Raw genomic sequence first — 21,888 nt, 5'->3', positions numbered from 1 at the left:
GCCGCTCGCCTGGCGGTTGCTATACCGGCGCAATCGCCGGTTGTCGTTGGTGATTGCGTGCCATCCACTCGCTGAAGAGCTTCACCTTCGGCTGATGTGCCACGCACTCGGGATAGACAAAGTAATAGCGCGCGCCCGTTTCGATCACCGTGTCGAACGGCATGACAAGCCGCTTCGCCACGAGGTCGTCGTCGACCAGCGTGCGGTCGCCGATCGCAATGCCGAAGCCTTGCATGGCCGCGTTCGTGGCCAGATCGAGCGTTTCGAAACTCGGACCCATGTTTGCGTCCACCTGGGTCGCGCCAACCTGATCGAGCCACTGTCTCCAGTCACGATGGTCTCGCGTCGGATGCAGCAGCGTAAATTGCGAGAGATCGTCGAACTGTGCGAGCGGCTTGCTGTTCAGCAGTTCCGGCGCGCATACCGGCGTGATCTGCTCGTCGAAGAGCGGCACCGCGTGAACATCGGCGCCTGGGGACGAACCGTAGATGATCGCGGCGTCGAACGGCTCGGCCTGGAAGTCGACGTCATGCTGCCAGGTTGCCGTAATCTGCACCAGCAAGTCTGGGTGCTCGCCCTGAAACCGCATGATTCTTGGCAACATCCAGCGCATGATGCAGGTCGGCACCTTCATGGCGAGATCGGTGCGTTGCCGCGTCAAGCGCGCCGACGTCTCCTCGATGCGCGCGAGGCCCTCCCTCACGACGGGCAGCAGCATCTCGCCTTCGGTCGTCAGCGTGAGCCCCTTCTTTCCTCTGATGAAAAGCGAAAACTTGTAGTAGTCCTCCAGCGAGAGGATCTGTCGGCTCACCGCGCCCTGCGTGAGACACAGGTGTTCTGCAGCACACGTGAAGCTGCGGTGGCGCGCGACCACTTCGAATACCTGCAGTGCGTTGAGTGGAGGAAGGCGTCGCATGGGGGATTCGCGTTTCCGGTTTGACGGAAGCAGGCTAGTGAAGGATCTTTGAAAGGAAGTCCTTCGCGCGACTGGACTTCGGCTGCGCAAAGAACGCCTCCTTGAGATCGTCTTCGACGATACACCCCTGGTCCATGAAGATCACGCGATTCGCCACCTTCTTCGCGAAGCCCATCTCGTGCGTGACGCACATCATCGTCATGCCTTCCTGGGCGAGTTCGACCATCACGTCCAGCACCTCGTTGATCATCTCCGGATCGAGTGCCGAGGTTGGCTCGTCGAACAGCATCGCAATCGGGTCCATCGACAACGCGCGGGCGATTGCGACACGCTGCTGCTGACCGCCGGAGAGCTGGGCAGGAAACTTGTCCGCGTGAGCGCGCAAGCCCACGCGATGCAGCAGCCCCAGGGCCTTTTGCGCGGCCTCTTCCTTGTGCCGGCCAAGCACCTTCACCTGTGCGAGCGTGAGGTTTTCGGTAATCGACATATGCGGGAAGAGTTCGAAATGCTGAAAAACCATGCCCACTTTCGAGCGCAGCTTCGACAGATTGGTCTTCCTGTCGCCGACCGACTCGCCGTTGATCCTGATCTCGCCGTTCTGAAACGGTTCGAGGCCGTTGACCGTCTTGATGAGCGTCGATTTTCCCGAGCCCGACGGCCCGCATACCACGACGACTTCACCTTTTTTCACTTCCGTCGTGCAGTCAGTGAGCACCTGGAACTGACCGTACCACTTCGATACGTTGCTAATGGTAATCATGTGGAAACCTGCTTCTGAAAAGCGTTGAAGTTCATGCGTTCAGCGGTGACGGGCACGCTGGTGGCGGCCTTCGAGCACACGTGCGTACCACGTGAGCGGAAAGCACATCGCGAAGTACAGCAGCGCGACCATCGCGTAGATCGGGAACGGACGAAACACGGCGTTCGTGATCATGGTCCCGGTCTTGGTCAGCTCGGTCAGGCCGATGATCGAGGTGAGCGCCGTACTCTTCACCACCTGCACGAGAAAGCCGACCGTGGGCGGCACGGCGATCTTCCATGCCTGCGGCCAGACGACGTAACGCAGTTGCTGAGGCCATGTCATGCCGAGGCTGGCCGCGGCGCTCCACTGCCCTCGTGGCACGGCTTCGACGCAGCCGCGCCAGATGTCGGCCAGGTAGGCGCTCGTGTAGAGCGTGAGCGTCACCGTTGCGGCGAGCCACGGCGACACTTCGATTCCCACGAGCGGCAGCCCGAAGAACGCGAGAAAGAGCTGCATCAGCAGTGGCGTGCCCTGGAACAGTTCGACGTACAGCACGGCGATGCGACGCAACCAGGCCAACGGCGACACGCGCATCGCCAGCAGCACGAGGCCCGCGATGCCGCCTCCAACGAACGCGCAAAGCGAAAGCAGAACGGTCCAGCGCGCGGCCAGCAGCAGATTGCGCGCGATATCCCAGAGCGTGAACTCGACCATTACGAACGCTCCTTCGAAAGGCCGGATGCAGCCATGCGGACGCGACCGGAAAACCACGCGCGCAGGGTTGTGCGTGAGGCGCCGGCGCCGCGTGCCGTGCGTCCGGCGAAGAGGCCCTTGCCGAGCCGGTTGATGAGCAACCGCAGGACGATCGACAGCAGAAGGTAGATCACCGTGACGATCACGTAGCTCTCGAACGAGCGGAAGTTGCGCGACTGGATGAAGTTGGCTGCGTACGTCAGGTCGGGCACGGAAATCTGCGAGACGACGGCCGAACCGAGCATCACGATCAGCACCTGGCCCAGCAGCGCCGGAAAGACGTTGGCGAGCGCCTGGGGCAGAACGACATGGCGGAAAACCTGCCGCCCCTGCAACCCGAGCGCCATGGCCGCCTGGCGCTGGCCGCGAGGGACCGAGTCGATGCCGGCGCGCACGATCTCGGTCGCGTAGGCCCCCAGATTGACGGTCATCGCCAAAACCGCCGCCTGCATCTCGTTGATCTGCACGCCCAGACCCGGCAGCCCGAAAAACACAAAGAAGAGCTGCACGAGAAAAGGCGTATTGCGAATCAGCTCGACGTAGGACGCAACCAGCGCGCGCACCCACCTCGGGCCCGCGACGGCAAGGCTCGCGCCCGCAATGCCGAGCAGGCCGCCCAGCACGGTCGAGACCGCCGTCAGGCCTAGCGTCACTTCCACGCCGCGCGCGAGCATGCCCGCGTAGAGACCGAAGTCACTAAAGTCGAATGTGTAAGTCATCGCTGCGCCGTCTGTCGTTCAGGTAAGCGGGAGCCGGAGCGCATCAAAGACTGGCCGGCAGCGGAGCACGCAGCCACTTGAGCGAGATGGCGTTCATCGAGCCGTCCTTCTTTGCGGCCGCGATCGCGTCGTCGACCTTCTGCTTCAGGCGCGGCTCGTTCTTGTTCAGGCCCACGTGATCTGGCGAGCTGAACAAGGAGAACTTCTGCTCCGGATCGCTGGCGGGATGACGGGCCATGATGGTCGCGCCAACGTCATTGCCAACCACGAGCAGTTGGGCCTGACCGGAGAGGAATGCGGAAATCGCGCCGTTCGGGTCGTCAAAGCGCTTGATGACCGCGGAAGGCGGCGCCACCTTGGACACGCTCAGATCTTCGAGCGTGCCGCGCGCGACGGCGACCGTCTTGCCGGCCAGATCGCCGGCATTCTTCACCGCCAGCGATTTCGGCCCGAATACCGCGAGATAGTACGGCGCATACGGCTGCGAGAAGTCGATGACCTTCGCGCGCTCGGGCGTCTGGCCAACTGAAAGCAGTATGTCCGCCTTGTGATCCGCCAGATAGGCCATGCGGTTGTCGCCCGTCACTTGCACGAGTTCGACCTTCGCATTCAGGGCCTTGCCGATCAGATTGGCCACGTCGATGTCGTAGCCCTGCGGCTTCATGTCGGGTCCGATCGATCCAAACGGCGGATAGTCCTCGAATACGCCGACACGCACGACGCCCGATTTCGCAATCGTGTCGAGCGCGTCCGCATGCGCGAGCGGCGCGAACGCGCTGAGGCCGGCCATGCCGGCAAGCACGAAGGCTGCGATGGTGCGAGCCGCGAGGCGCTGCATGGGGTTCGTGGTGACGTGAGTGGTGTTCATGACGGATATCTCCTTCCAACTGCTTCTTTGGGGGTAAAAAAACTTCAACGCGAATTTTTAGTGGGCGGTATGCGCCGGAATCAGCCTGCACGCGTGGGCCGGCATCTCGGCGAGCACGGGTCGCCCCACTTCGAGGTCCGGCGTCTCGCGGGGGGTGGTAGCGGCAGTGAGCGTGAAGCCGTCGCAATCGATCGTCGCTTCGATCTGCGCGCCCACGTCGCGAACAAACGTCACCTTGCCGGCCACGACGTTCGGACCGGGATTCGCAGTCATCGGCCGCACACACACGTCTTCCGGACGAATCAGCAGGCGGATGTCGCCCGAGCGCTCCGGCGCGCGCATCGCGGCATTGACGGCGATCCGCTGGCCGCCCGGCAGCGCGATGCCGGCGTCGGCTTCGAGCGTCACGGGCAAGATGTTGCCGAGGCCGATGAAGTCCGCCACGAATTCATTCACGGGATCGCGGTAGATGTCGAGCGGCCTGCCGACCTGGGCGATGCGCCCTTTCTGCATCACGACGATCTCGTCGGCCATCGTCATCGCTTCGCGCTGGTCATGCGTGACCATGATCGTCGTGATGCCAAGCCGCTGTTGCAGCAGGCGAATCTCGACCTGCATCGCTTCACGCAGCTTCGCATCGAGCGCCGAAAGCGGCTCGTCGAGCAGCAGCAGTTTCGGCGACGAGGCAATCGCACGCGCAATCGCCACGCGCTGGCGCTGCCCGCCGGAAAGCTGCGTAACGGGCCGGTTCGCCATGTGCGGAAGCTGGATCAGGTCGAGCAGTTCGGCCACGCGCTTCGCTTGTGCGCGCGTGTCGACGCCACGCAAACGCAGCGGATAGGCGACATTGGCGGCAACGGTCATATGCGGGAACAGCGCGAGCGACTGAAACACCATGCCGAAGTCGCGCCGGTTGGCCGGCACCTGCGTGAGGTCGCGCCCCGCGAATATCACCGATCCGGAAGTCGGCGTCTCCAGGCCCGCGATGATACGCAGCAGGGTTGTCTTGCCGCAGCCCGAAGGCCCGAGAAAACACACCAGCTTGCCGTCCGGAACGTTGAGATCGACGTGGTCGACCGCGAACGCGTTGTGAAAGCGCTTGGTGATGGCCTGCAAAGACAGATGAGTCATGAGAGTTCCTTTGTGCCCGGGGACCGCGTGAGGGGCGGCGATCAGAGCGCCACGCCTTCGTCGCCGACGAGCTTTTCGAGCAGCCAGATCAAGGCGAAGTCGATCAGCACGATGAAGACCGCGAACGAAAACACGGTTGGGTCGAGCGACGAAACGGTGCGGCTGTAGAGCCAGACAGGCAGCGTCATCGTGTTGATGCCGTAGAGGAAGAACGTCACCGTGAATTCGTTAAACGAAATGATGAATGCGAAGAGCATGCCCGCGAGAATGCCGGGACGCATGAGCGGCAGCACGACGTCGACGAGCGCACGCCGCGGGCTCGCACCCATCACGCAGGCGGCTTCCTCGAACTCCGGTCCGATCGACGCAACCGATGCCGCGCAGTTCTTCACCGTGAACGGCAGCGCCAGGATGACGTGCGCAATGACGAGCCGCCCCATGCCCAGTTCCACCGGCAGGACATTGAAGACGAGCAGCAGCGAAAGCCCCAGCATCACGAGCGGATAGACGAGCGGCAGCGCGACCAGTTGCTCGATCACGGCCTTGCCGCGAAAGCGGTAGCGCGAGAGCGCGTAGGCAGCGGGCACGGAAACGGCGGTGGCGATGAACATCGTCGAGACCGCGACGATGAGGCTCGTCGTGAGCGCCGTGCCCATGGACAGCACGTCGCTCGCATCGGGTGACACGAACGTGTGCCATGCGGCCCGATACCAGTGCAGGCCGAAGCTCTGTGGCGGAAATTCGAGCGTGTCCGAATTGCCGAACGACATCGTGATCATCGTCAGAATCGGCAGCGCGGCGAGAAAGAGCACGATCGTCGCGAACCATCCGGTCACGCGGCTGAGGCGGCCGGGCATCGTCAGGGGAATACGCAAGGCATTCATGAGCGGGACTCCGCGTGGCGTTGCAGGTCGCGCACCAGTCGTTGCGAGATGGCCATCACCGCAAGCGTCGCGGCCATCAGAACGACACCCGAGGCAGACGCGGCCGGCCAGTTCAGCAACGGCGCGACCTGATCGTGCACGAGCACGGCGAGCATCGGCACGCGGCGTCCGCCCAGCAGCAATGGCACCGCGAACGCGCTTGCGTTATAGGCGAACACGAGCAGCGCGCCCGAGACGATGCCAGGCATCGCCAGCGGCAGCAGCACGTGGCGCAGCGTCTGCCAGCGGCTTGCGCCGAGGGTAGCCGCCGCCTCTTCGTACGAGCGCGACACCGCGCGCATCGCGCTCGAGATGGGAAGCACGGCGAGCGGGAACGCCGTTTGAATCAGTCCGAGCAGCACGCCGTTCTCGCGATACAGCCACAACACCGGACGCCCGATCAGGCCGGTGGCCATGAGCACGTGATTGACGAGGCCCGCCGGCCCCAGCATCACGAGCCACCCGTAGCCCTGCAGCAGCAGATTGACCAGCAGCGGCAGCAGCACACCGGCCAGCAGGAGGCGCCGCGCGGTGCGCGACTGTGTACGCGCCATCGCGAGTGCCACGGGAATCGCCAGCACGACGGCGACGATCATGCTCTGGAAGGCCAGCCGCAAGGTCAGCCAGAGCGAGCGCAGGAAGTAGGCGTCCCCGAGGTCGACGTAATTCTGCAGCGTGAAGGCATGCCACTCGTTTCCTGGCACACCAAAGCTCATGCGCAGCACGGCGAGCGCCGCCGCGATCAGCACGGCGAGAAACGCGAGGATCGGCGCGAGCAGCAGCAACGGCGGCACGCGCGGCAGCGCCGTTGCGGTGCCGGGCTGGGCTGTCGATTCGCCGGCCTGCGCCGGCGTGCCCGCGCGATGTGAAGAGAGGGCTGACATGGCGCTTACGCGGAAAAGATCTCGGTGAAGCGCTTGATCCACGCAGGCTGCAACGCGGCGAGCGCCTTGTCGTCGTGGAGCACGGCCTTCTCGGCGATCTGCTGCGGCGACGGCACGAAGGCGCGGCTTTCGGCGGGAATGACCGCGCGCGAGTTCACCGGACCGTTGAGCACGTCGGCGGCCATGCGGCCCTGCACGCCGGCATCGAGCGAATGATTGATGAAGGCATGGATGAGATCGACATCGCCGGGATGCGACTTCGGAATCACCGTAAACATCGGCTGGGTTGCGAAGCCCTCTTTCATGCCGTAGGTCACGGCCATCTTGTACTCGGGCTTGCGGATCTGCTCCGGGAAGAATGCCGGTGCATAGATGCCGCCGATGTCAAGCGAGCCGGTGCGGAACAGGTCGGCGACCTGGTTCGGGTTTTCGCCGAGCGTCAGCACGCGGTCCTTCAACTGGGCGAGCTTCTTGAACCCCGGATCGATGTTCTGCTGCGAACCGCCCGCCATCTTCGCGGCGATGATCGCGAGATCGACCGCTTCAGCCCACTCGGGCGGCGGCAGGAACAGGCGTCCCGCATACTTCGGATCCCAAAGGGCTTCGTACGTCGAGGGGGCGGCCTTCACGGTGGACGTGTTGTAGACGAGGCCGTCCGACCACAGCAGGTAGCCGACGCCGAATCCATTGGCGCCCGTGCGGTATTGCGGCGCGACGTCTTTCAGGTTGGGCAGCTTGTTCAGATCCGGCTTCATCAGCAGGCCCGCATCGGCGAGACCGGAGGCGCCGACCCCGGCAAGCGTGATCACGTCGTAGGTCGGCCGGTCGCCGGCCGCCTTGAGTTTCGCGACCATGCCGGAGGTGCCATCGGCGCGGTCGGCAATGACCTGCGCGCCGGTCTTCTGGCTGAACGTGGCGGCGATGTTGCGCAAGGCCGCTGCGCCGGTGTCGTCGGACCAGGTGAGCAGCCGCAGGGTCTTGCCCGCATAGCTCTTTTCCTGTGCCCTGGCAGTACTGATGAATGGCATGGGCAAGGCCGATGCCGCCAGAGCCGTGCCGATTGCCTGAATGGCCTGCCTTCTCCCCAGCTTGATCCCCTGCATGGTCATCTCCTGATTGAACCGTATGGGCGCTGCTCAATGCGCGCTGCCATTACCAAAAATCACGCGAACGTGCTGCGTGAATGGACTCTACGTGCGTCAAAAACCCGCAACAAACGAAATCTCTGCATGCGCGCCATGAAAAAAGCTCATGCACCGCGAACGTTTTCCGGAGCCGCGGCGGCCCCGACAGGCATGAGCACCTGCTTGATTTCCTGGAAGGCGGCGAGCCCGAACGGACCCAGCTCGCGCCCGATGCTGCTGCGCTTGTAGCCGCCCCATGAGGTCTGAGGAAAGATGACCTGCGGCGCGTTGATCCAGACAACGCCCGCTTCCAGTTCGGCCGCCACTCGCCTGCCCCGCCCGGCGTCACGCGTGACGACCGTGGCGACCAGGCCGAACTCCGTATCGTTGGCCGCCCCGATGGCCTCGTCCTCGGTATCGAAGCTGCGCAGGCACAGCACGGGGCCGAAGATTTCCTCGCGCCACAGCGGGCTTTCGGCGGGGATATCGACGAACATCGTCGGTTTCACAAAGTAGCCGGGACCGGCTGGCGCCTCGCCTTCGATCACGAGACGCGCGCCGTCGGCCTTGCCGTGCGCGATGTAGCGCTGCACGCGGTCGTACTGCGCGCGGTTGGTGAGTGGCCCCATCTGCACGCCGGGCTGGAAAGGATCGCCGACGACCGTGCGCGTTGCGCGGTCGGCGAGCCGCGCCGCGAGTGCGTCCGCTATCGGTCGCTCGACCAGTACGCGCGAAGTGGCCGAGCACATCTGGCCGGCATTGAAAAACGCGCCGCCCGCAACGAGGTCGGTGGCGAGATCGAGGTCCGCATCGGCGAACACGATAATGGAGGACTTTCCGCCCAGTTCCAGACTCACGCCTTTGATCGTATCCGCAGCGGTTTTCATGACCTGCGCCCCAACCGCAGTGCTGCCGGTAAAGGAAACCTTCGCGACGAGCGGGTGTGACGCCAACGGCGCCCCGACTTCGGTGCCCGTGCCCGTCACGACGTTGACCACGCCTCTCGGCACACCGGCCTCCGCGATGATTGCCGCAAGCTCCAGCTCAGGCAGGGGCGTTATTTCGGATGGCTTGAGAATGACCGTGCAGCCGGCCGCAAGCGCAGGCGCGAGTTTCCACGCCGTCGTGACCATCGGGAAATTCCACGGCACGATCAGCGCGACCGCGCCCGCCGGCTCGCGCCGGACGCTCGCCCGATAGTCGTCGCTGGGAATGGCAACCACGGACTCGCCGACTGCGTCGAGTTGCTCGGCGAGGCCCGCGTAGTACTCGAACGTGGCAATCACGTCGCTCACGTCGATTCGCGCCTCCTCCAGCGGTTTGCCGTTGTTGAGCGACTGCAGCGCCGCCAGATGCTCGCGCCGGTCGCTCACGCCGCTGGCGATCGCACGCAGCAAGGCTGCACGCTGCGCGGCGGTTGTCTTCTTCCAGGTGCGGAAGGCCCGTGCGGCGGCACGCACCGCGCTATCGACATCGGCGGCGTTGCCAGCCTCGACGTGGGCAATCGTTTCTTCGGTCGATGGGTTGACGACCGTCAGACGCCGCCCGCCCTCGCCCGCGCACCAGAAGCCGTCGATGTAGAGCTGCGTACGCAGGGTCACTCCCGGCCCGAACCCTTCATGCAGCTTCATGCTGGCACCCGCGCAAACCAGTCGGCTTCGTTCACTTCGACCACGGTCGGAATGTCGCGCGATACGGCTTGCTGCAGCTCGGCAGCAAGTGCATCGGGCGTATCCACGCGAGCCGCCACGCAGCCGAAACCGCGCGCCAGTGCGAGAAAATCCGGCGTGTGGATATCGACGCCGACCGGCACGATGTCGCGCGCCGTCATGTAGCGGCGAATCTCGCCGTAGCCGAAGTTGTTCCACAAGAGAACAACAACCGGCACTCTGGCTTCCACGGCGCTCGCGAGTTCCGGCAGCGTGAACTGCAGTCCGCCGTCGCCGATCAGGCAAACCACGGGGCGATCGGGCGCCGCGAGCTTCGCGCCAATCGCCGCGGGAAGCCCATAGCCCAGCGTGCCGTAGCCAGTCGACGAGTTGAACCATGAACGCGGCTGCGGTGCGTCGTGCACGAAGTTGCCCGCATACACGGGACTGGTCGAGTCGCCCGCGATGATGACGTGTGGCAACGCGGCAGTGATCGTGTCGACAAGGCGCTTCTGCGAGCGTGTCGGCGCGTCGTAGCCGGCCTCCACGGCCTGCCGCGCGAGCGCGACCCGCTGCGCGCCCCACTCGCGCTGACGCGCCGACATGATGCGTTCATGCAGCCGCGTCGACAGACTGCCAAGCGCTTGCCGCGAGTCGGCGGGGATGGCCACGTCGGGACTGAAGTTGCGCATCAGTTGCTGCGCGTCGATGTCGATGCGGATCAGCCGGCCCTCGATCGAAAAGCCGCCGTCGAACACCACGTCGTAGTCGGTTTCGCCCAACTCGGTGCCGACCGCGAGCACGACGTCCGCTTCGCGGGCCAGCGCCCGCGTTGGCGGCAGCGATTGCGTCGAGCCGAGCAGCAGCGGATGCTCGGGCGGCAGCAAGCCCTTGGCGTTGATCGTCAGCGCAACCGGCGCCTGCAGGCGCTCGGCGAGTTCCTGCAGTTCGGCCGCGGCGTGCAGCGCGCCGCCGCCTGCGAGAATCAGTGGACGGCGCGCCGTGGCAAGCAGGTCTGCCGCCGCAGCGAGGGCCACCGGGCACCCCGCCGGCCTCGCTGGCAGGACGACTGGCATCAGGTTCATGCCGCGAGCGGGTGCGACGATTACGTCCAGCGGAATCTCGATGTGCACCGGACGCGGCCGCGCGCCGCCGAAAACGGCGAATGCGCGGGCCAGCACCTGGGGCAGTTCCGCAGCATCGAGCAGCGTGTGCGAGAACGCGGTGAGCCCAGTGAATACGTCGCGCTGCGATGGCAGTTCGTGCAGGCGTCCGTCTCCGTTGCCCAGTTCGCGGCGTGCATTCACGCTCGATATCACCAGCATCGGAATGGAGTCGGCATACGCCTGCGCCATCGCGGTCGCGATGTTTGTCATGCCTGGCCCCGTGATGATGAAGCACACGCCCGGTTTTCCGGTCACGCGTGCATAGCCGTCCGCCATGAAGCCCGCGCCCTGTTCATGGCGCGGCGTGACGTGGCGGATGGACGAAGCGGCGAGACCCCGATAAAGCTCGACCGTATGCACGCCCGGAATGCCGAACACGTACTGGACGCCGTATCCTTCGAGCAGGGTGACGAGTGCCTCGCCGCAGGTTTGGCCCGTTGTATGGGGCCATTGCATTGGCCGCGCGCCGGCTTCCTCGAAGCTGGCGGTGTATTCCGGATAGTTCATGGATGGTCGCGTTCCTGGTTGGTACCGTCCGATACAGATGCCGGCCCGATTGGCCTATGCACACGCATCTGCGTCGTTGTCCAAACCATTCTCGGCGGCGCCGCGCGGCGCGGACAATCGATATGTTTTCATGCGGTGCATGAGCTTCTTGCATGACCTGAGGAAAACCCGCCTATGCACGGCGAGGTGCGAGGGTTTACGCGGATCCATGACGGGAGAACATGCGTCGCATGAAAATATTTCGATTGTTCGTGTCCCGCCCTCGCGCAGAAAATGCATTCACCGAATGCTTTTAAGCATCTGACTGAATGCAACTGGAGCGAATCGTGAACATGGAATATTTCCAGCCCCTGGGCGGTAACGCGATGCCGCGCTGCGGCGGGATCGCGACGATGATGCGACTGCCCAACGTGGAGAACGCCGAAGGGCTCGATGCCTGCTTCGTTGGCGTGCCGTTCGATCTGGGCACATCGAATCGCACCGGCGCGCGCTACGGGCCGCGCCAGATTCGCACCGAATCGGTGTTGCTGCGCCCGTACAACATGGCGACACGCGCCGCGCCGTTCGATTCGCTGCGCGTCGCGGATATCGGCGATGTCGCGATCAATCCGTACAACCTCCCCGATTCGATCGCACGGATCGAGACGGCCTACGACGCCATCCTGAGCCACGGCGCTACGCCGGTCACGCTAGGCGGCGACCATACGATCACGCTGCCGGTCCTGCGTGCCATTCATCGCAAGCACGGCAAGGTCGGCCTGATACACGTCGACGCGCACGCGGATGTCAACGACACGATGATGGGCGAGAAGATTGCGCACGGCACACCGTTTCGCCGCGCGGTCGAGGAAGGGCTGCTCGACTGCCAGCGTGTGGTGCAGATCGGTCTGCGCGGCACCGGCTACGCCGCAGAAGACTTCGACTGGTGTCGCGAACAGGGTTTTCGCGTAGTGCAGGCCGAGGAGTGCTGGAACCGCTCGCTCGAACCGCTGATGGCAGAGGTGCGCGAGCGCGTTGGCGGAGGGCCGGTGTATCTGAGTTTCGATATCGACGGCATCGACCCGGCGTACGCGCCCGGTACCGGCACGCCGGAGATCGCAGGACTGACGGTCCCGCAAGCCCTCGAAATCATTCGTGGCGCATGGGGGCTCGACCTGGTGGGCGCGGATGTGGTCGAAGTCGCGCCGCCGTACGATCCGTTCGGCACCACCGCCCTGCTTGCCGCCAATCTCGCTTATGAAGCGCTTTGCGTACTGCCGGGTGTGAAGCGCCGCGCGTGACTCGGGATATCGCGAAGCTTGGCGGCGACCCCGCTCTGCTGCCGTCAGTCTTTAGATATCGGATTACCGTGCGACGTGATCGGTTCGCGCCAGGTGATCCTCCAGCCTGCGCAGGCCCATTGTCAGCGCCAACGTCATCAGCCAGTATGCTGCGGCAATCGCCAGGTAAGGCTCCCAATAGCGGCCGTAAGCGCCGGCCACTGTGCGTGCAGCGTAGGCCATCTCACCGAGACCGATTGCCGAGATCAACGACGTGTCCTTGAGCAGCGATATCACGTTGTTGCCCAGTGGAGGCAGCATGCGCCGGAAGGCTTGGGGGATCACAACATAACGCATCATCTGCCCGTGCGTCATGCCCAGCGATTGGCCCGCCTGCCTCTGGCCGATCGCAATCGACTGGATGCCTGCGCGAAACACCTCGGAGATATAGGCGCTGGAATTCAGCGTCAGCGCCGCTACGCCGGAGATCAGCGCCCCGTGATTCTGCTTCAAGGTTCGAGCCAGATCGCCGCTGATCAACAGCCCGTGCACCGGATGGATGAACACCGGCATCACCGCGAAATGCATCAGCAAGATCTGCACGAACAACGGCGTGCCGCGAAAGAAACTCACATAAGCCGTAGACGGCCAGCGCAGCACATATTTGCACGCCGCCCGCCACGGCTGATGCCTCGCGTCGGCAAGCCGCGCGAGCGCCAACAAGAGGCCCAAGGCGCAGCCCATCAGCACGCAGGCCACCGTCGTGCCAACGGTGACCAACGCCCCCTCCCAGAACAGTTGCCTGTACTCCACCAGGATGTCCGGGCGGAACCAGCCGAACCACATGACCGGATTGCTGTCTTCCATGCTCGCTTTCAATAAAAGGCCGAAGCGCGGGCGGGCCCGGCGCGCGCCGGTGCATCACGCCATTATTGCGGCTTGAAGTCCTGGTTGAACCACTTCTTGTAAATCACGTTGTAGCTGCCATCTGCGCGGATCGCAGCCAACCCGGCGTTAATCTTGTCCAGCAGGGCCTTGTCGCCTTTGCGGACCACGATTCCGTAGTATTCCTTGGGGAAATTCGCGTCTTCCACGGTCTTGAGGCCAGGATTCTGCGATACCCGGTACGCAATGACACCGTTGTCGCCAATTGCCGCGTCTACACCACCTGAGGCGAGTTCGGAAATGATGAGCGGCGTGCTCTCGAAACGTCGGATATTCGGGTTGGTCTTGCCCACCTCACGGCTCATGACATCGTCGGCCGTGGAACCGCTCACCACGGAGACCTTCTTGCCATCCAGGTCCTTCAACGACTTCACGGGACTGTTCTTCGGCACCGCGATCAACTGGCGTGCGTCGAAATACGGCGCCGAGAAGTCAAAACTCTGCTTACGCTTATCGTTGATCGTGACGCCGGAGATGACCAGGTCCACGTCGCCATTGTTGAGCGACGCGAAGATGCTCGTGAACGGCGTGTTCACGATACGCAGTTTCATATGCTGCTGCCTCGCGATCGCGTCGATGATGTCGATGTCAAAGCCTACGATCTGCTTGTCCTTGTTTTCAAACGCGAACGGTGTATAGGTCGCACTCGATGCCACAACCAGTTCGCGGTCTTCCGCGTGCGCGGCGACTGACCAGATGGCACAGGCTGCCACCGAGGCGGCAAGGGTGAGGAGGATTTTTTTCACAGCGTCGTCGCCCCGGGACAAGAAAAGTTGGAAAAGTATATAGCAAACCACTAAAAAGCCTATCAGCCAAAATTCGTCTACATCCCGTTTCGATCGCGGCGCATGGCAACCGTAACGCGTCACGTTAAGCAGGCCTGCTGGCTATAGGTGGACCGCCGCGCGTCATTAGCATTCGACAATCCATTCGTAGTGCCACGCAGATCCGCGTTCCTATAATGGCCCGGCGTATCAACTCATCCTTTCACCCCGGAGCCATCTTCATGATTCGACGCACTCTGCCCATTCTCGCCGCGCTCGCGTTCGTGCTGCCGTTTGCCAGCGGTCCCGCCTACTCCGCCGGCGCGCCGACGCCGCTCAAGGTGGGCGTGGCCGGTGGCGTAGACGAGCAAATCTGGGAGGTCGTCACGCAGGTTGCAAAAAAGGACGGGCTAGACGTGGAGGCCATCGTCATCAGCGGTACCGCGAGCCCGAATGAGGCGCTGAACAACGGCGATCTGAACGCCAATTCCTTCCAGCACATTCCGTATCTGCGCGATCAGGTCAAGTCGCGCGGCTACAAGATCGTGGCGGCTGGCGACACGTATATTTCGCCCATCGGCTTCTATTCGAAGAAGTACAAGTCGCTCGAGGCGCTTCCTGTCGGTGCAACGGTCAGCATTCCTGCCGACCCGAGCAACCAGACCCGGGCCCTCGTGATCCTGCGCGATCACAAGCTCATCACGTTGCGCGACGGCTTCGATCCCTACACCGGCACCGCTTCGCTACAGGATGTGCGCGCCAACCCCCGCAAGCTGAATTTCGTCGAGGCGGACCCGCTGGTCCAGGCGCGCTCGCTGCCCGACGTGGATGCCGCGGCCATCGTCAATAACGTGGCGTCCGAGGCGGGACTGTACGCCACGCGTGACGGCATCGCCGTCGAGCACAAGGAACACAACCCCTACGTGAACATCATCGCGGTGCGCGAGCAGGACCGCAACGCGCCGTGGGTGCCGAAGCTCGTCAAGGCGTATCAGTCAGAGGAAGTCAGGCACTTTATCCAGACACACTTCAATGGGTCCGTGATTCCCGCATTCTGATATTGCGCATGCCTGCGCATGCTTCCATCGAGGTGAAACGTTATGTCGCCAACCCTGGCTGACCGCTACGTGCAGGCCCTGCTGCAGACCCTGCTCATGGTGGGTGCCTCCATGCTGATCGCGATCGTCGCTGGCATGCTGCTCGCGATCGTGCTCACGGTGAGCGCACCAGGCGGACTTTATCCGCGACCGTTACTGCACAAGGCGCTCTCGACCGCCATCAACATGTTCCGCGCGATCCCCTTCATCATCCTGCTGGTTGCACTGCTGCCGGTCACGCGCTTCATTGTCGGTACGACGCTGGGCGCGTGGGCTGCCGTCGTGCCGTTGAGCGCGAACCTGATTCCGTTCTTTGCGCGCATCGTCCAGGTCAATCTCGGGGGTGTGGAGCCAGGGCTCATCGAAGCCGCGCGCGCGATGGGCTGCAAACGCTCCCAGATCGTCCACCACGTGCTGTTGCCCGAAGCGCTGCCGGGCATTCTCGGCGGCGTCACGGTAACGGCAATCGCGATGATCGACATGTCGGCGATGGCTGGCGCCGTCGGGGGCGGCGGCCTTGGCGACATGGCGATTCGCTATGGCTACGAACGCTACGAAACCCAGGTGATGATCGTCGTGATCTTTATTCTGGTCGCGCTCGTATCGGTGATTCAGCTGGTCGGCGAGTATTTTGCGCGCCGTGTCGATCGCAAGCGCTGACGACACCCAGCCGCGCTGGGAAATCCGTCGAGTTACCGGTGGTGATATTTCGAATCCACTTCGTTGATCGCCGCGACGTTCCCCGCGCTACGCCCGTTTTCGTCGAACGTGTTGTCCAGAAACGCGTCGGCAATGGCCTTGGCCACCTCCGGCCCGATCACGCGCGAACCCATTGTGATGATCTGCGCATTGTTCGAGAGCGCCGCGCGTTCCGCCGAATAGGTGTCGTGGCACAGCGCGGCGCGAATGCCCGGCACCTTGTTCGCCGAAATGCTGACACCGATGCCGGTGCCGCACACGAGAATCGCGCGGTCATATGCGCCGCTGATCACGCCCGACGCCACGCGGTCCGAGAGATTGGCGTAAAACTCGTTCGGATTCGCTTCGTTGCTCGATACTTCGAAAACGTCGAAACGATCTTTCAGATAGTCGGCCAGCACCCGGGCCAATCCGACTCCGGCACTGTCGCCTCCAATGGCCACTTTCATGACGATCTCCTTGAGAATAAGGGTTGGCAAGCCCGCATCGAGGTCAGAGCACTGCCCCGACGCGCTTCAATATGTCCAGATACCCGCTCACATCCCACGCCGAACGGCCGATGAAGAGCCCGTCGATATTCGGGCAGGCGGTGAGCTCCGCGCAGTTGTCGGGGTTGACCGAGCCGCCGTACAGGCACGGGATGCGGCGGCCGAGAATCGCCTGCGCGACCTGAATGATTTCCGCCTGTCGCGCATCGGCGTACTCGGGGCTGGCGGGAACACCACGTTCGCCAATGGCCCACACCGGCTCGTACGCGAGCAGAATCGGCGCTGCGCGCTGTTCCGTACTGAGTCTTGCCAGCGCAGCGCGGACCTCGCCAGCCAGCACTTCTGCAGCGCGGCCGCTTTGCTTGTCGGCGAGCGTCTCGCCAACACAGATCAACGGCGTCAGCCCATGGCGCACGGCCGCCTCGACCTTGAGGCCAACGGTGTCGTCAGTTTCGCCGAAATGCTCGCGCCGTTCGGAATGACCGAGTTCGACCAGGTCCATGCCGCAATCGACCAGCATCGGCGGCGCTATCTCACCGGTCCAGGCGCCGTGCTCGGCCCAGTGCATGTTTTGCGCGCCGACCTTGATGTCGGTCTCCGCAAGAATGGATTTGACTTCCCGAATCGCGGTGAAAGGCGGAATCACGAAGCACTGAATTCGCGGGTCGTCGGGGCTGGCAAACATGCGCTCGGCAAAAGCGATCGCTTCCGCCAGCGTCTTGTTCATCTTCCAGCTCGTGCCGACCCAAAAGAGGGAATCAGTCATGGTTACCTTGTTGCGTCTATGCGCTCACGTCTCACAGCGCATGTCGCGCCGGAACCGGCGGGAGCGGCTCGACCCGCCAGTCCGGCACAGTGATCAATACGCCAGTCAACTCACTTCGACAGCACGAACGGCGCGGTGTACTTCGACGCGTTCGCCTTGGTGATCAGCACGCAATCGAACAGCTGCTTCTCGCTCGATGCGCCCGTCTTGCCGGTTTTCAGGTACTGGTCTGCTTCCTGCACCGCTTTGGCCGAGAACTCGGCGACCGGCTGCAGCACGGTGTATTGCAACTCGCCGGCCTTGACCGCGTCGACTGCTGCGGGCGAACCGTCGAAGCCGCCGACCTTCACGCTCTTGAGCTTGCCTGCCTGCTTGAGCGCGGCGATCGCGCCGAGCGCCATTTCGTCGTTGCCGCTGATGACACCGATAACGTCCGGATGCGCCTGCATCAGGCTCTGCGTGGCGTTGAAACCTTGTGTGCGATCCCAGTTGGCCACTTGCGAGCCCACCATCTTCAGATCCGGATACTGACTCAGCACCGATTTGTAGCCGTTCGAGCGCGTCGCGGCGTTGTTGTCGGACGGCGCGCCGAGCAGTTCGACGTAGTTGTCTTTCGAGCCGACGTCCTTGACCCATTGCTGGGCGCCCAGGGCGGCGCCTTGAGCGTTGTTCGAAACCAGCTGCGCCTTGGCGAGGCCCGGCTGATTGATTTCCGCATTGACGAGGAACACCGGAATCTTCGCGGCGATCGCCTTCTTCACGGCGCCAACCGAACCGCTCGCGTTGGCCGGGTCGAGAATGATCGCGACCGACTTGTTGGTGATGGCGGTGTCGATCTGCTGACTCTCGGTATTCGTGTCGCCCTTCGACGCGGAAACATTCGCGGTGTAGCCGAGCTTTTTGGCTTCGGCAGAAGCGATGTTGCCTTCGGCCAGCCAGTACGGGTTCGCAGGATCGTTGACGATGATGCTGATGAGGCCGGCGGCTTGAGCCTGTCCGGCGAACAAGGGTGCGGCCAGGGCCAGGGCCGCAAGGATCGTGGTCTTTGTCTTGAAGGTCATGAGTTGTCTCCGCCTCAGTGGATGATGGTGAAAAGCGTCAATTCACTTCTCGCTTGCCGGCCGTATGGCTCAGGCCTTGCCGCCTTGCGAAGAAGCCAGTTGTCCACCGGTCGGCGCGGGACGCTTGACACGGCGGCGATATTGAATGGCGTTCAGCAACACCGCGAGGACAATGACCGCGCCGGTGAATACGGTTTGCCAGTAAGATGAAATGCCGATGATCACGAGACCGTCGGACAGAAAGCCGATCACGAATGCGCCGAGCAGCGTGCCGCGGATATTGCCGGTGCCGCCCATCAGCGACGCGCCTCCGATCACCACGGCCGCGATGGCCGTCAGCTCGTAGCTCGTGCCCGCCGTCGGACCGGCGGAGGTGAGCTGCGAGGAGAGAATCAGACCGGCGATCGCCGCGCAGATGCCCGAGAGCATGTACACGCTGATCTGCACGTGCTTTACCGGCACGCCGGAGAGTTCCGCCGCGCGGGCATTGCCGCCCGAGGCGTAGAGCCAGCGGCCGAATGCCGAGCGATTGAGCATGATGCTGCAGAGCACTGCGATCGCCACCAGAATCAGCACGCCCACCGGCACGTTGAACAGCCGGTCGAAACCAAGCCAGTCGAAACCGGTATTGCCCAGGTCTGCCTGTCCACCGAGGTTGTTGTAGGTGAGCCCGTTGGTCATCAGCAGTGCGAACCCGCGCACGACATACATGACGCCGAGCGTGGCGACGAAGGCCGGCACCCGGAAGCGCGCGATCAGAACCCCGTTGACGAGGCCGATGAGCGCGCCGAGCGCGCAGCACAGCACGACCACCACCCAGACCGGCGGATACACCACGACGCCGAGCATGTTCAGCGTCACGCCCTGCATGAAGAATCCCGCGACGACACCGGAGAGTCCGAGCGTGGAGCCGACCGAGAGGTCGATCCCTCCGTTGATGATCACGAGCAGCATGCCGATCGCAAGGATCCCGTAAATGGCCACGTGCGAGGCCATCGTCAGGAAGTTTTCTAGTGCGAAATAATTTGGTGACAGAAAGGAAAAGATAATGACGATGGCGATCAGCGCGAAAAACGCACGTCCTTCGAGCAGGATCTTGCCGAAGTCAAGCCCTTCTCCGCCGAAGCGACTGGATCTCGGTGTTTTGGCGGCATGGTTCATGTTGAATGTCTCCTGGCATTGCTTCGATCAGACAACCACGGCTTCGCCCGAGGCGGCCATGATGTCGTCCTTGTTGGCATCCGGTCCGAATTCGGCCGATATCTTGCCGCGCCGCATGACGATGATGCGGTGCGCGACGCTCAGACACTCCCCGACTTCCGAAGTCGAATAGACCACGGCCAGACCTTGCTTCGCGTTCTCCGCGAGCAGGCGAAACACCTCCGCTTTCGCGCCGATGTCGATGCCGCGGCTGGGTTCGTCGAGCAGGATGACTTTCGGCCCGGTCGCCAGCATCTTGCCGATCACCACCTTTTGCTGATTGCCGCCCGAGAGCGAGCGGATCGACGCCCCCGCTCCCGAGGTCTTGACGTGCACGTTGCGGATCGATTCGCCCACGAGTTCGCGCTCGGCGCCAGCCGACATCAGGAACCCCTTCACAAAGGAGCGGATGCTCGCGAGCGACATGTTCGAGCCCACGCTCATGGTCGGCACGAGGCCATCGCGCTGCCGGTCCTCCGGCACCAGCACGAGGCCCTTCGCGATGCGCTCGCCAATGCTCAGCGACGCCATGTCCTCGCCTTCGAGCAGCACCTTGCCGCCCGTGACAGGCAGGTGCGTGCGGCCGGCCACCGCTTCGAGCAGTTCCGTGCGGCCCGCACCCATCAAGCCGTAGATGCAGACGATCTCGCCCGCGCGCACCTCGAGCGACAGATGATCGACCACCGAGGTGCCCGTGCCCGATTCGTCGGCGACGCTGATGTCGTCGATGTCGAGCGCGACGTCGCCGAACGCGTAACCCGTCGGCGGCGAGCCGAGATCGAAATTCTCGCCGACCATGTTGCGCACGATCCAGCCGAGGTCGATGTCCTTGCGCTGCGCCGTGGCGGTGATCCTGCCGTCGCGCAGGACCACGGCGTAGTCCGTGACCTGCAACGCCTCTTCGAGATGGTGCGAGATGTACACGATCGACACGCCGCGGCTCGTCAGGTCGCGAATCACCTTGAAGAGCACCTCGACCTCGGAGGCACTCAGCGCGGAAGTCGGCTCGTCCATGATGAGGATGCGCGAATCGACCGAGAGCGCACGTGCGATCTCGACCACCTGCTGCTGGCCGAGGCGCAGGTCGTGGACCAGCGTCATCGGGTCGATCTCTTCTTCGAGGTCGACCATCAGTGCCTGCGTCTGGCGCGCCTCTTCGGCGAAGTCCACGCCGGTCGGCGTGCGCAGCTCGCGGCCCATGAAGATGTTGTCGCGCACGCTCAGATTGGGCGCGAGGCTCAACTCCTGGTGAATGATCGAAATGCCGTGATCGCGTGCATCGCTCGACGAGGCGAAGGCGACCCGCTCGCCGTCGAGTTCGATCTCACCCGACGTGGGCTTTTCCACGCCGGACAGGATCTTCATCAGGGTCGACTTGCCTGCGCCGTTCTCGCCGAACAGCGTCGTGACCTTGCCGCGATGGATCTCGAAATTCACGCCCTTCAGGGCATGCACGCCGCCGTAAGACTTGACGATGTTGCGCGCGGACAGCAGGACGCCGTCCTTCGTTGCGGCAGGTGTCGTGATAGGGGTCGCGGTGTTCATTTGACGTCCAGCTTCACAGGAGTGACGAGCCAGCCGTTCGGATTGATCAGCTGGAATACGCCGACGACCGAGACGGTCTTGCCGGTCAGTTTGGTCGTATCGATTTTCGATAGGACCTTCTTCTTCATTTCCGCATTGATCGCGTAGCCGGCGTTCTGATAGTCGATCTGATTGGTGAACTGGCCGAAGCTGATGTCGCCGGTGGCGTCGCGCAGATCCGTGCCGTTGATTGCCGGTCCTGTTTGCACGCGCACGACCAGCGAGTCAGGCAAACCCGGCACCTTCACTTCGTACACGCCCGCATCGTCCTTGCCCGCTACACCGGTGAATTTCACCGACATCTCGGGCCCCACGCCGCCGCCGGCCACACCGTACTGCTTGCCCGCCGCGTCCTGATCCTTGGCGATAGCCGCGGCCAGCGTGGCGGCATCGATTGCGCGCTTTTCGATGGCGGCCTGAGTTTTCGGAAATTGCTTCTTGCCGTAGGCGGCCGGTTCGAATTCCTGGGTCTGCGAGTCCGCGCTGGAGCCGATCTTCACGACCTTCGTGCTCATCGCCATCGCAACCAGCAAAATCACCAGCAACACCACTTCGATCACGAGGCGAGCCTTGTGCCCGCCGTGACCCTTCGTCGATGGAGCAATGGCGCTCATTGGCTCACCTCCGTTGCGTCGGTACGGCG

The 21,888-nt window shown here is 63.4% G+C and carries 22 protein-coding genes; 3 read left to right on the top strand and 19 right to left on the bottom strand.

The annotated features are described in order from the left end of the window. Nucleotides 1-19: 19 nt before the first annotated feature. The 11 genes from BFD71_RS26170 to BFD71_RS26120 form a co-directional block, all read right to left on the bottom strand. Nucleotides 20-916: a LysR substrate-binding domain-containing protein gene (locus BFD71_RS26170; protein WP_069267224.1), complete on the bottom strand. Its 897-nt coding sequence runs from the start codon at nt 914-916 to the stop codon at nt 20-22. Nucleotides 917-950: 34 nt separating this feature from the next. Then, nucleotides 951-1,676, bottom strand: coding sequence for an amino acid ABC transporter ATP-binding protein (locus BFD71_RS26165; RefSeq protein WP_069267223.1), 726 nt, complete (start codon nt 1,674-1,676; stop codon nt 951-953). Nucleotides 1,677-1,715: 39 nt separating this feature from the next. Then, nucleotides 1,716-2,372, bottom strand: coding sequence for an amino acid ABC transporter permease (locus BFD71_RS26160; RefSeq protein ID WP_069267222.1), 657 nt, complete (start codon nt 2,370-2,372; stop codon nt 1,716-1,718). Beyond that, nucleotides 2,372-3,130: an amino acid ABC transporter permease gene (locus tag BFD71_RS26155; protein ID WP_069267221.1), complete on the bottom strand. Its 759-nt coding sequence runs from the start codon at nt 3,128-3,130 to the stop codon at nt 2,372-2,374. Before BFD71_RS26155 ends, BFD71_RS26160 begins: the two co-directional genes overlap by 1 nt. 43 nt (nt 3,131-3,173) lie before the next feature. Further along, nucleotides 3,174-3,968, bottom strand: a complete 795-nt coding sequence (locus BFD71_RS26150; protein ID WP_256094937.1) for a transporter substrate-binding domain-containing protein — start codon at nt 3,966-3,968, stop codon at nt 3,174-3,176. Nucleotides 3,969-4,055: 87 nt separating this feature from the next. Continuing rightward, nucleotides 4,056-5,129, bottom strand: coding sequence for an ABC transporter ATP-binding protein (locus tag BFD71_RS26145; protein ID WP_069267219.1), 1,074 nt, complete (start codon nt 5,127-5,129; stop codon nt 4,056-4,058). Between the two features lie 41 nt (nt 5,130-5,170). Continuing rightward, a complete protein-coding gene (locus BFD71_RS26140; RefSeq protein WP_069267218.1) occupies nt 5,171-6,013 on the bottom strand; it encodes an ABC transporter permease in 843 nt (280 codons plus the stop codon). Next, on the bottom strand, nt 6,010-6,936 hold the full coding sequence (locus tag BFD71_RS26135) for an ABC transporter permease (protein ID WP_069267217.1): 927 nt from the start codon (nt 6,934-6,936) through the stop codon (nt 6,010-6,012). The genes BFD71_RS26140 and BFD71_RS26135 overlap by 4 nt, the downstream gene beginning before the upstream one ends. A gap of 5 nt (nt 6,937-6,941) precedes the next feature. Then, nucleotides 6,942-8,039 (bottom strand): ABC transporter substrate-binding protein, encoded by a 1,098-nt coding sequence (locus BFD71_RS26130; protein ID WP_069267314.1) that lies wholly within the window; start codon nt 8,037-8,039, stop codon nt 6,942-6,944. Between the two features lie 146 nt (nt 8,040-8,185). After that, the gene (locus BFD71_RS26125; protein ID WP_069267216.1) at nt 8,186-9,691 is read right to left on the bottom strand and encodes an aldehyde dehydrogenase family protein; all 1,506 of its coding nucleotides are present in this window, start codon (nt 9,689-9,691) and stop codon (nt 8,186-8,188) included. Then, on the bottom strand, nt 9,688-11,382 hold the full coding sequence (locus BFD71_RS26120; RefSeq protein ID WP_083245480.1) for a 5-guanidino-2-oxopentanoate decarboxylase: 1,695 nt from the start codon (nt 11,380-11,382) through the stop codon (nt 9,688-9,690). Before BFD71_RS26120 ends, BFD71_RS26125 begins: the two co-directional genes overlap by 4 nt. 326 nt (nt 11,383-11,708) lie before the next feature. Here BFD71_RS26120 and speB point away from each other — a divergent pair, with 326 nt between their 5' ends. After that, the gene (speB, locus tag BFD71_RS26115; RefSeq protein WP_069267312.1) at nt 11,709-12,662 is read left to right on the top strand and encodes an agmatinase; all 954 of its coding nucleotides are present in this window, start codon (nt 11,709-11,711) and stop codon (nt 12,660-12,662) included. 63 nt (nt 12,663-12,725) lie between these two features. On the opposite strand, the gene BFD71_RS26110 is transcribed toward speB, so the two are convergent. After that, the gene (locus BFD71_RS26110) at nt 12,726-13,508 is read right to left on the bottom strand and encodes an amino acid ABC transporter permease (protein WP_069267215.1); all 783 of its coding nucleotides are present in this window, start codon (nt 13,506-13,508) and stop codon (nt 12,726-12,728) included. A 62-nt stretch (nt 13,509-13,570) separates the two neighbouring features. Continuing rightward, nucleotides 13,571-14,299 (bottom strand): basic amino acid ABC transporter substrate-binding protein, encoded by a 729-nt coding sequence (locus BFD71_RS26105; RefSeq protein WP_256094936.1) that lies wholly within the window; start codon nt 14,297-14,299, stop codon nt 13,571-13,573. Nucleotides 14,300-14,592: 293 nt separating this feature from the next. Here BFD71_RS26105 and BFD71_RS26100 point away from each other — a divergent pair, with 293 nt between their 5' ends. Next, nucleotides 14,593-15,408 (top strand): MetQ/NlpA family ABC transporter substrate-binding protein, encoded by an 816-nt coding sequence (locus BFD71_RS26100; protein ID WP_069267214.1) that lies wholly within the window; start codon nt 14,593-14,595, stop codon nt 15,406-15,408. Nucleotides 15,409-15,450: 42 nt separating this feature from the next. Beyond that, on the top strand, nt 15,451-16,107 hold the full coding sequence (locus BFD71_RS26095) for a methionine ABC transporter permease (RefSeq protein WP_069267213.1): 657 nt from the start codon (nt 15,451-15,453) through the stop codon (nt 16,105-16,107). Between the two features lie 32 nt (nt 16,108-16,139). On the opposite strand, the gene derI is transcribed toward BFD71_RS26095, so the two are convergent. The 6 genes from derI to BFD71_RS26065 form a co-directional block, all read right to left on the bottom strand. Beyond that, entirely contained in the window at nt 16,140-16,595 is a 456-nt protein-coding gene (gene derI / locus BFD71_RS26090; RefSeq protein ID WP_069267212.1) for a D-erythrulose-4-phosphate isomerase, read from the bottom strand. 43 nt (nt 16,596-16,638) lie between these two features. Continuing rightward, nucleotides 16,639-17,400 (bottom strand): triose-phosphate isomerase, encoded by a 762-nt coding sequence (locus BFD71_RS26085; RefSeq protein ID WP_069267211.1) that lies wholly within the window; start codon nt 17,398-17,400, stop codon nt 16,639-16,641. 110 nt (nt 17,401-17,510) lie between these two features. Then, nucleotides 17,511-18,461, bottom strand: a complete 951-nt coding sequence (locus BFD71_RS26080; protein WP_069267210.1) for a D-ribose ABC transporter substrate-binding protein — start codon at nt 18,459-18,461, stop codon at nt 17,511-17,513. Between the two features lie 69 nt (nt 18,462-18,530). Beyond that, nucleotides 18,531-19,622, bottom strand: coding sequence for an ABC transporter permease (locus BFD71_RS26075; RefSeq protein ID WP_069267209.1), 1,092 nt, complete (start codon nt 19,620-19,622; stop codon nt 18,531-18,533). 27 nt (nt 19,623-19,649) lie between these two features. After that, nucleotides 19,650-21,206 (bottom strand): sugar ABC transporter ATP-binding protein, encoded by a 1,557-nt coding sequence (locus tag BFD71_RS26070; protein ID WP_069267208.1) that lies wholly within the window; start codon nt 21,204-21,206, stop codon nt 19,650-19,652. Continuing rightward, complete coding sequence (locus BFD71_RS26065) at nt 21,203-21,859, bottom strand: DUF2291 family protein (RefSeq protein WP_083245479.1); 657 nt, start codon at nt 21,857-21,859, stop codon at nt 21,203-21,205. The genes BFD71_RS26070 and BFD71_RS26065 overlap by 4 nt, the downstream gene beginning before the upstream one ends. Nucleotides 21,860-21,888 lie beyond the last annotated feature (29 nt).

Source organism: Paraburkholderia nodosa, assembly GCF_001718195.1.
GTDB lineage: Bacteria > Pseudomonadota > Gammaproteobacteria > Burkholderiales > Burkholderiaceae > Paraburkholderia > Paraburkholderia nodosa_A.
Note: the sequence above shows the minus strand (reverse complement) of the source record. Positions and strands in the feature narration are given on the sequence as shown.

Excerpts from the sequence above, each read along its gene's own strand:
- BFD71_RS26160 (WP_069267222.1), bottom strand. The coding sequence starts at position 2,372 with ATGGTCGAGTTCACGCTCTGGGATATCGCGCGCAATCTGCTGCTGGCC.
- BFD71_RS26070 (WP_069267208.1), bottom strand. The coding sequence starts at position 21,206 with ATGAACACCGCGACCCCTATCACGACACCTGCCGCAACGAAGGACGGC.
- BFD71_RS26145 (WP_069267219.1), bottom strand. The coding sequence starts at position 5,129 with ATGACTCATCTGTCTTTGCAGGCCATCACCAAGCGCTTTCACAACGCG.
- BFD71_RS26075 (WP_069267209.1), bottom strand. The coding sequence starts at position 19,622 with ATGAACCATGCCGCCAAAACACCGAGATCCAGTCGCTTCGGCGGAGAA.
- BFD71_RS26155 (WP_069267221.1), bottom strand. The coding sequence starts at position 3,130 with ATGACTTACACATTCGACTTTAGTGACTTCGGTCTCTACGCGGGCATG.
- BFD71_RS26080 (WP_069267210.1), bottom strand. The coding sequence starts at position 18,461 with ATGACCTTCAAGACAAAGACCACGATCCTTGCGGCCCTGGCCCTGGCC.
- BFD71_RS26170 (WP_069267224.1), bottom strand. The coding sequence starts at position 916 with ATGCGACGCCTTCCTCCACTCAACGCACTGCAGGTATTCGAAGTGGTC.
- BFD71_RS26120 (WP_083245480.1), bottom strand. The coding sequence starts at position 11,382 with ATGAACTATCCGGAATACACCGCCAGCTTCGAGGAAGCCGGCGCGCGG.
- BFD71_RS26130 (WP_069267314.1), bottom strand. The coding sequence starts at position 8,039 with ATGCAGGGGATCAAGCTGGGGAGAAGGCAGGCCATTCAGGCAATCGGC.
- BFD71_RS26085 (WP_069267211.1), bottom strand. The coding sequence starts at position 17,400 with ATGACTGATTCCCTCTTTTGGGTCGGCACGAGCTGGAAGATGAACAAG.
- BFD71_RS26135 (WP_069267217.1), bottom strand. The coding sequence starts at position 6,936 with ATGTCAGCCCTCTCTTCACATCGCGCGGGCACGCCGGCGCAGGCCGGC.
- derI (WP_069267212.1), bottom strand. The coding sequence starts at position 16,595 with ATGAAAGTGGCCATTGGAGGCGACAGTGCCGGAGTCGGATTGGCCCGG.
- BFD71_RS26110 (WP_069267215.1), bottom strand. The coding sequence starts at position 13,508 with ATGGAAGACAGCAATCCGGTCATGTGGTTCGGCTGGTTCCGCCCGGAC.
- BFD71_RS26140 (WP_069267218.1), bottom strand. The coding sequence starts at position 6,013 with ATGAATGCCTTGCGTATTCCCCTGACGATGCCCGGCCGCCTCAGCCGC.
- BFD71_RS26100 (WP_069267214.1), top strand. The coding sequence starts at position 14,593 with ATGATTCGACGCACTCTGCCCATTCTCGCCGCGCTCGCGTTCGTGCTG.
- BFD71_RS26095 (WP_069267213.1), top strand. The coding sequence starts at position 15,451 with ATGTCGCCAACCCTGGCTGACCGCTACGTGCAGGCCCTGCTGCAGACC.
- BFD71_RS26065 (WP_083245479.1), bottom strand. The coding sequence starts at position 21,859 with ATGAGCGCCATTGCTCCATCGACGAAGGGTCACGGCGGGCACAAGGCT.
- BFD71_RS26125 (WP_069267216.1), bottom strand. The coding sequence starts at position 9,691 with ATGAAGCTGCATGAAGGGTTCGGGCCGGGAGTGACCCTGCGTACGCAG.
- BFD71_RS26165 (WP_069267223.1), bottom strand. The coding sequence starts at position 1,676 with ATGATTACCATTAGCAACGTATCGAAGTGGTACGGTCAGTTCCAGGTG.
- BFD71_RS26150 (WP_256094937.1), bottom strand. The coding sequence starts at position 3,968 with ATGCAGCGCCTCGCGGCTCGCACCATCGCAGCCTTCGTGCTTGCCGGC.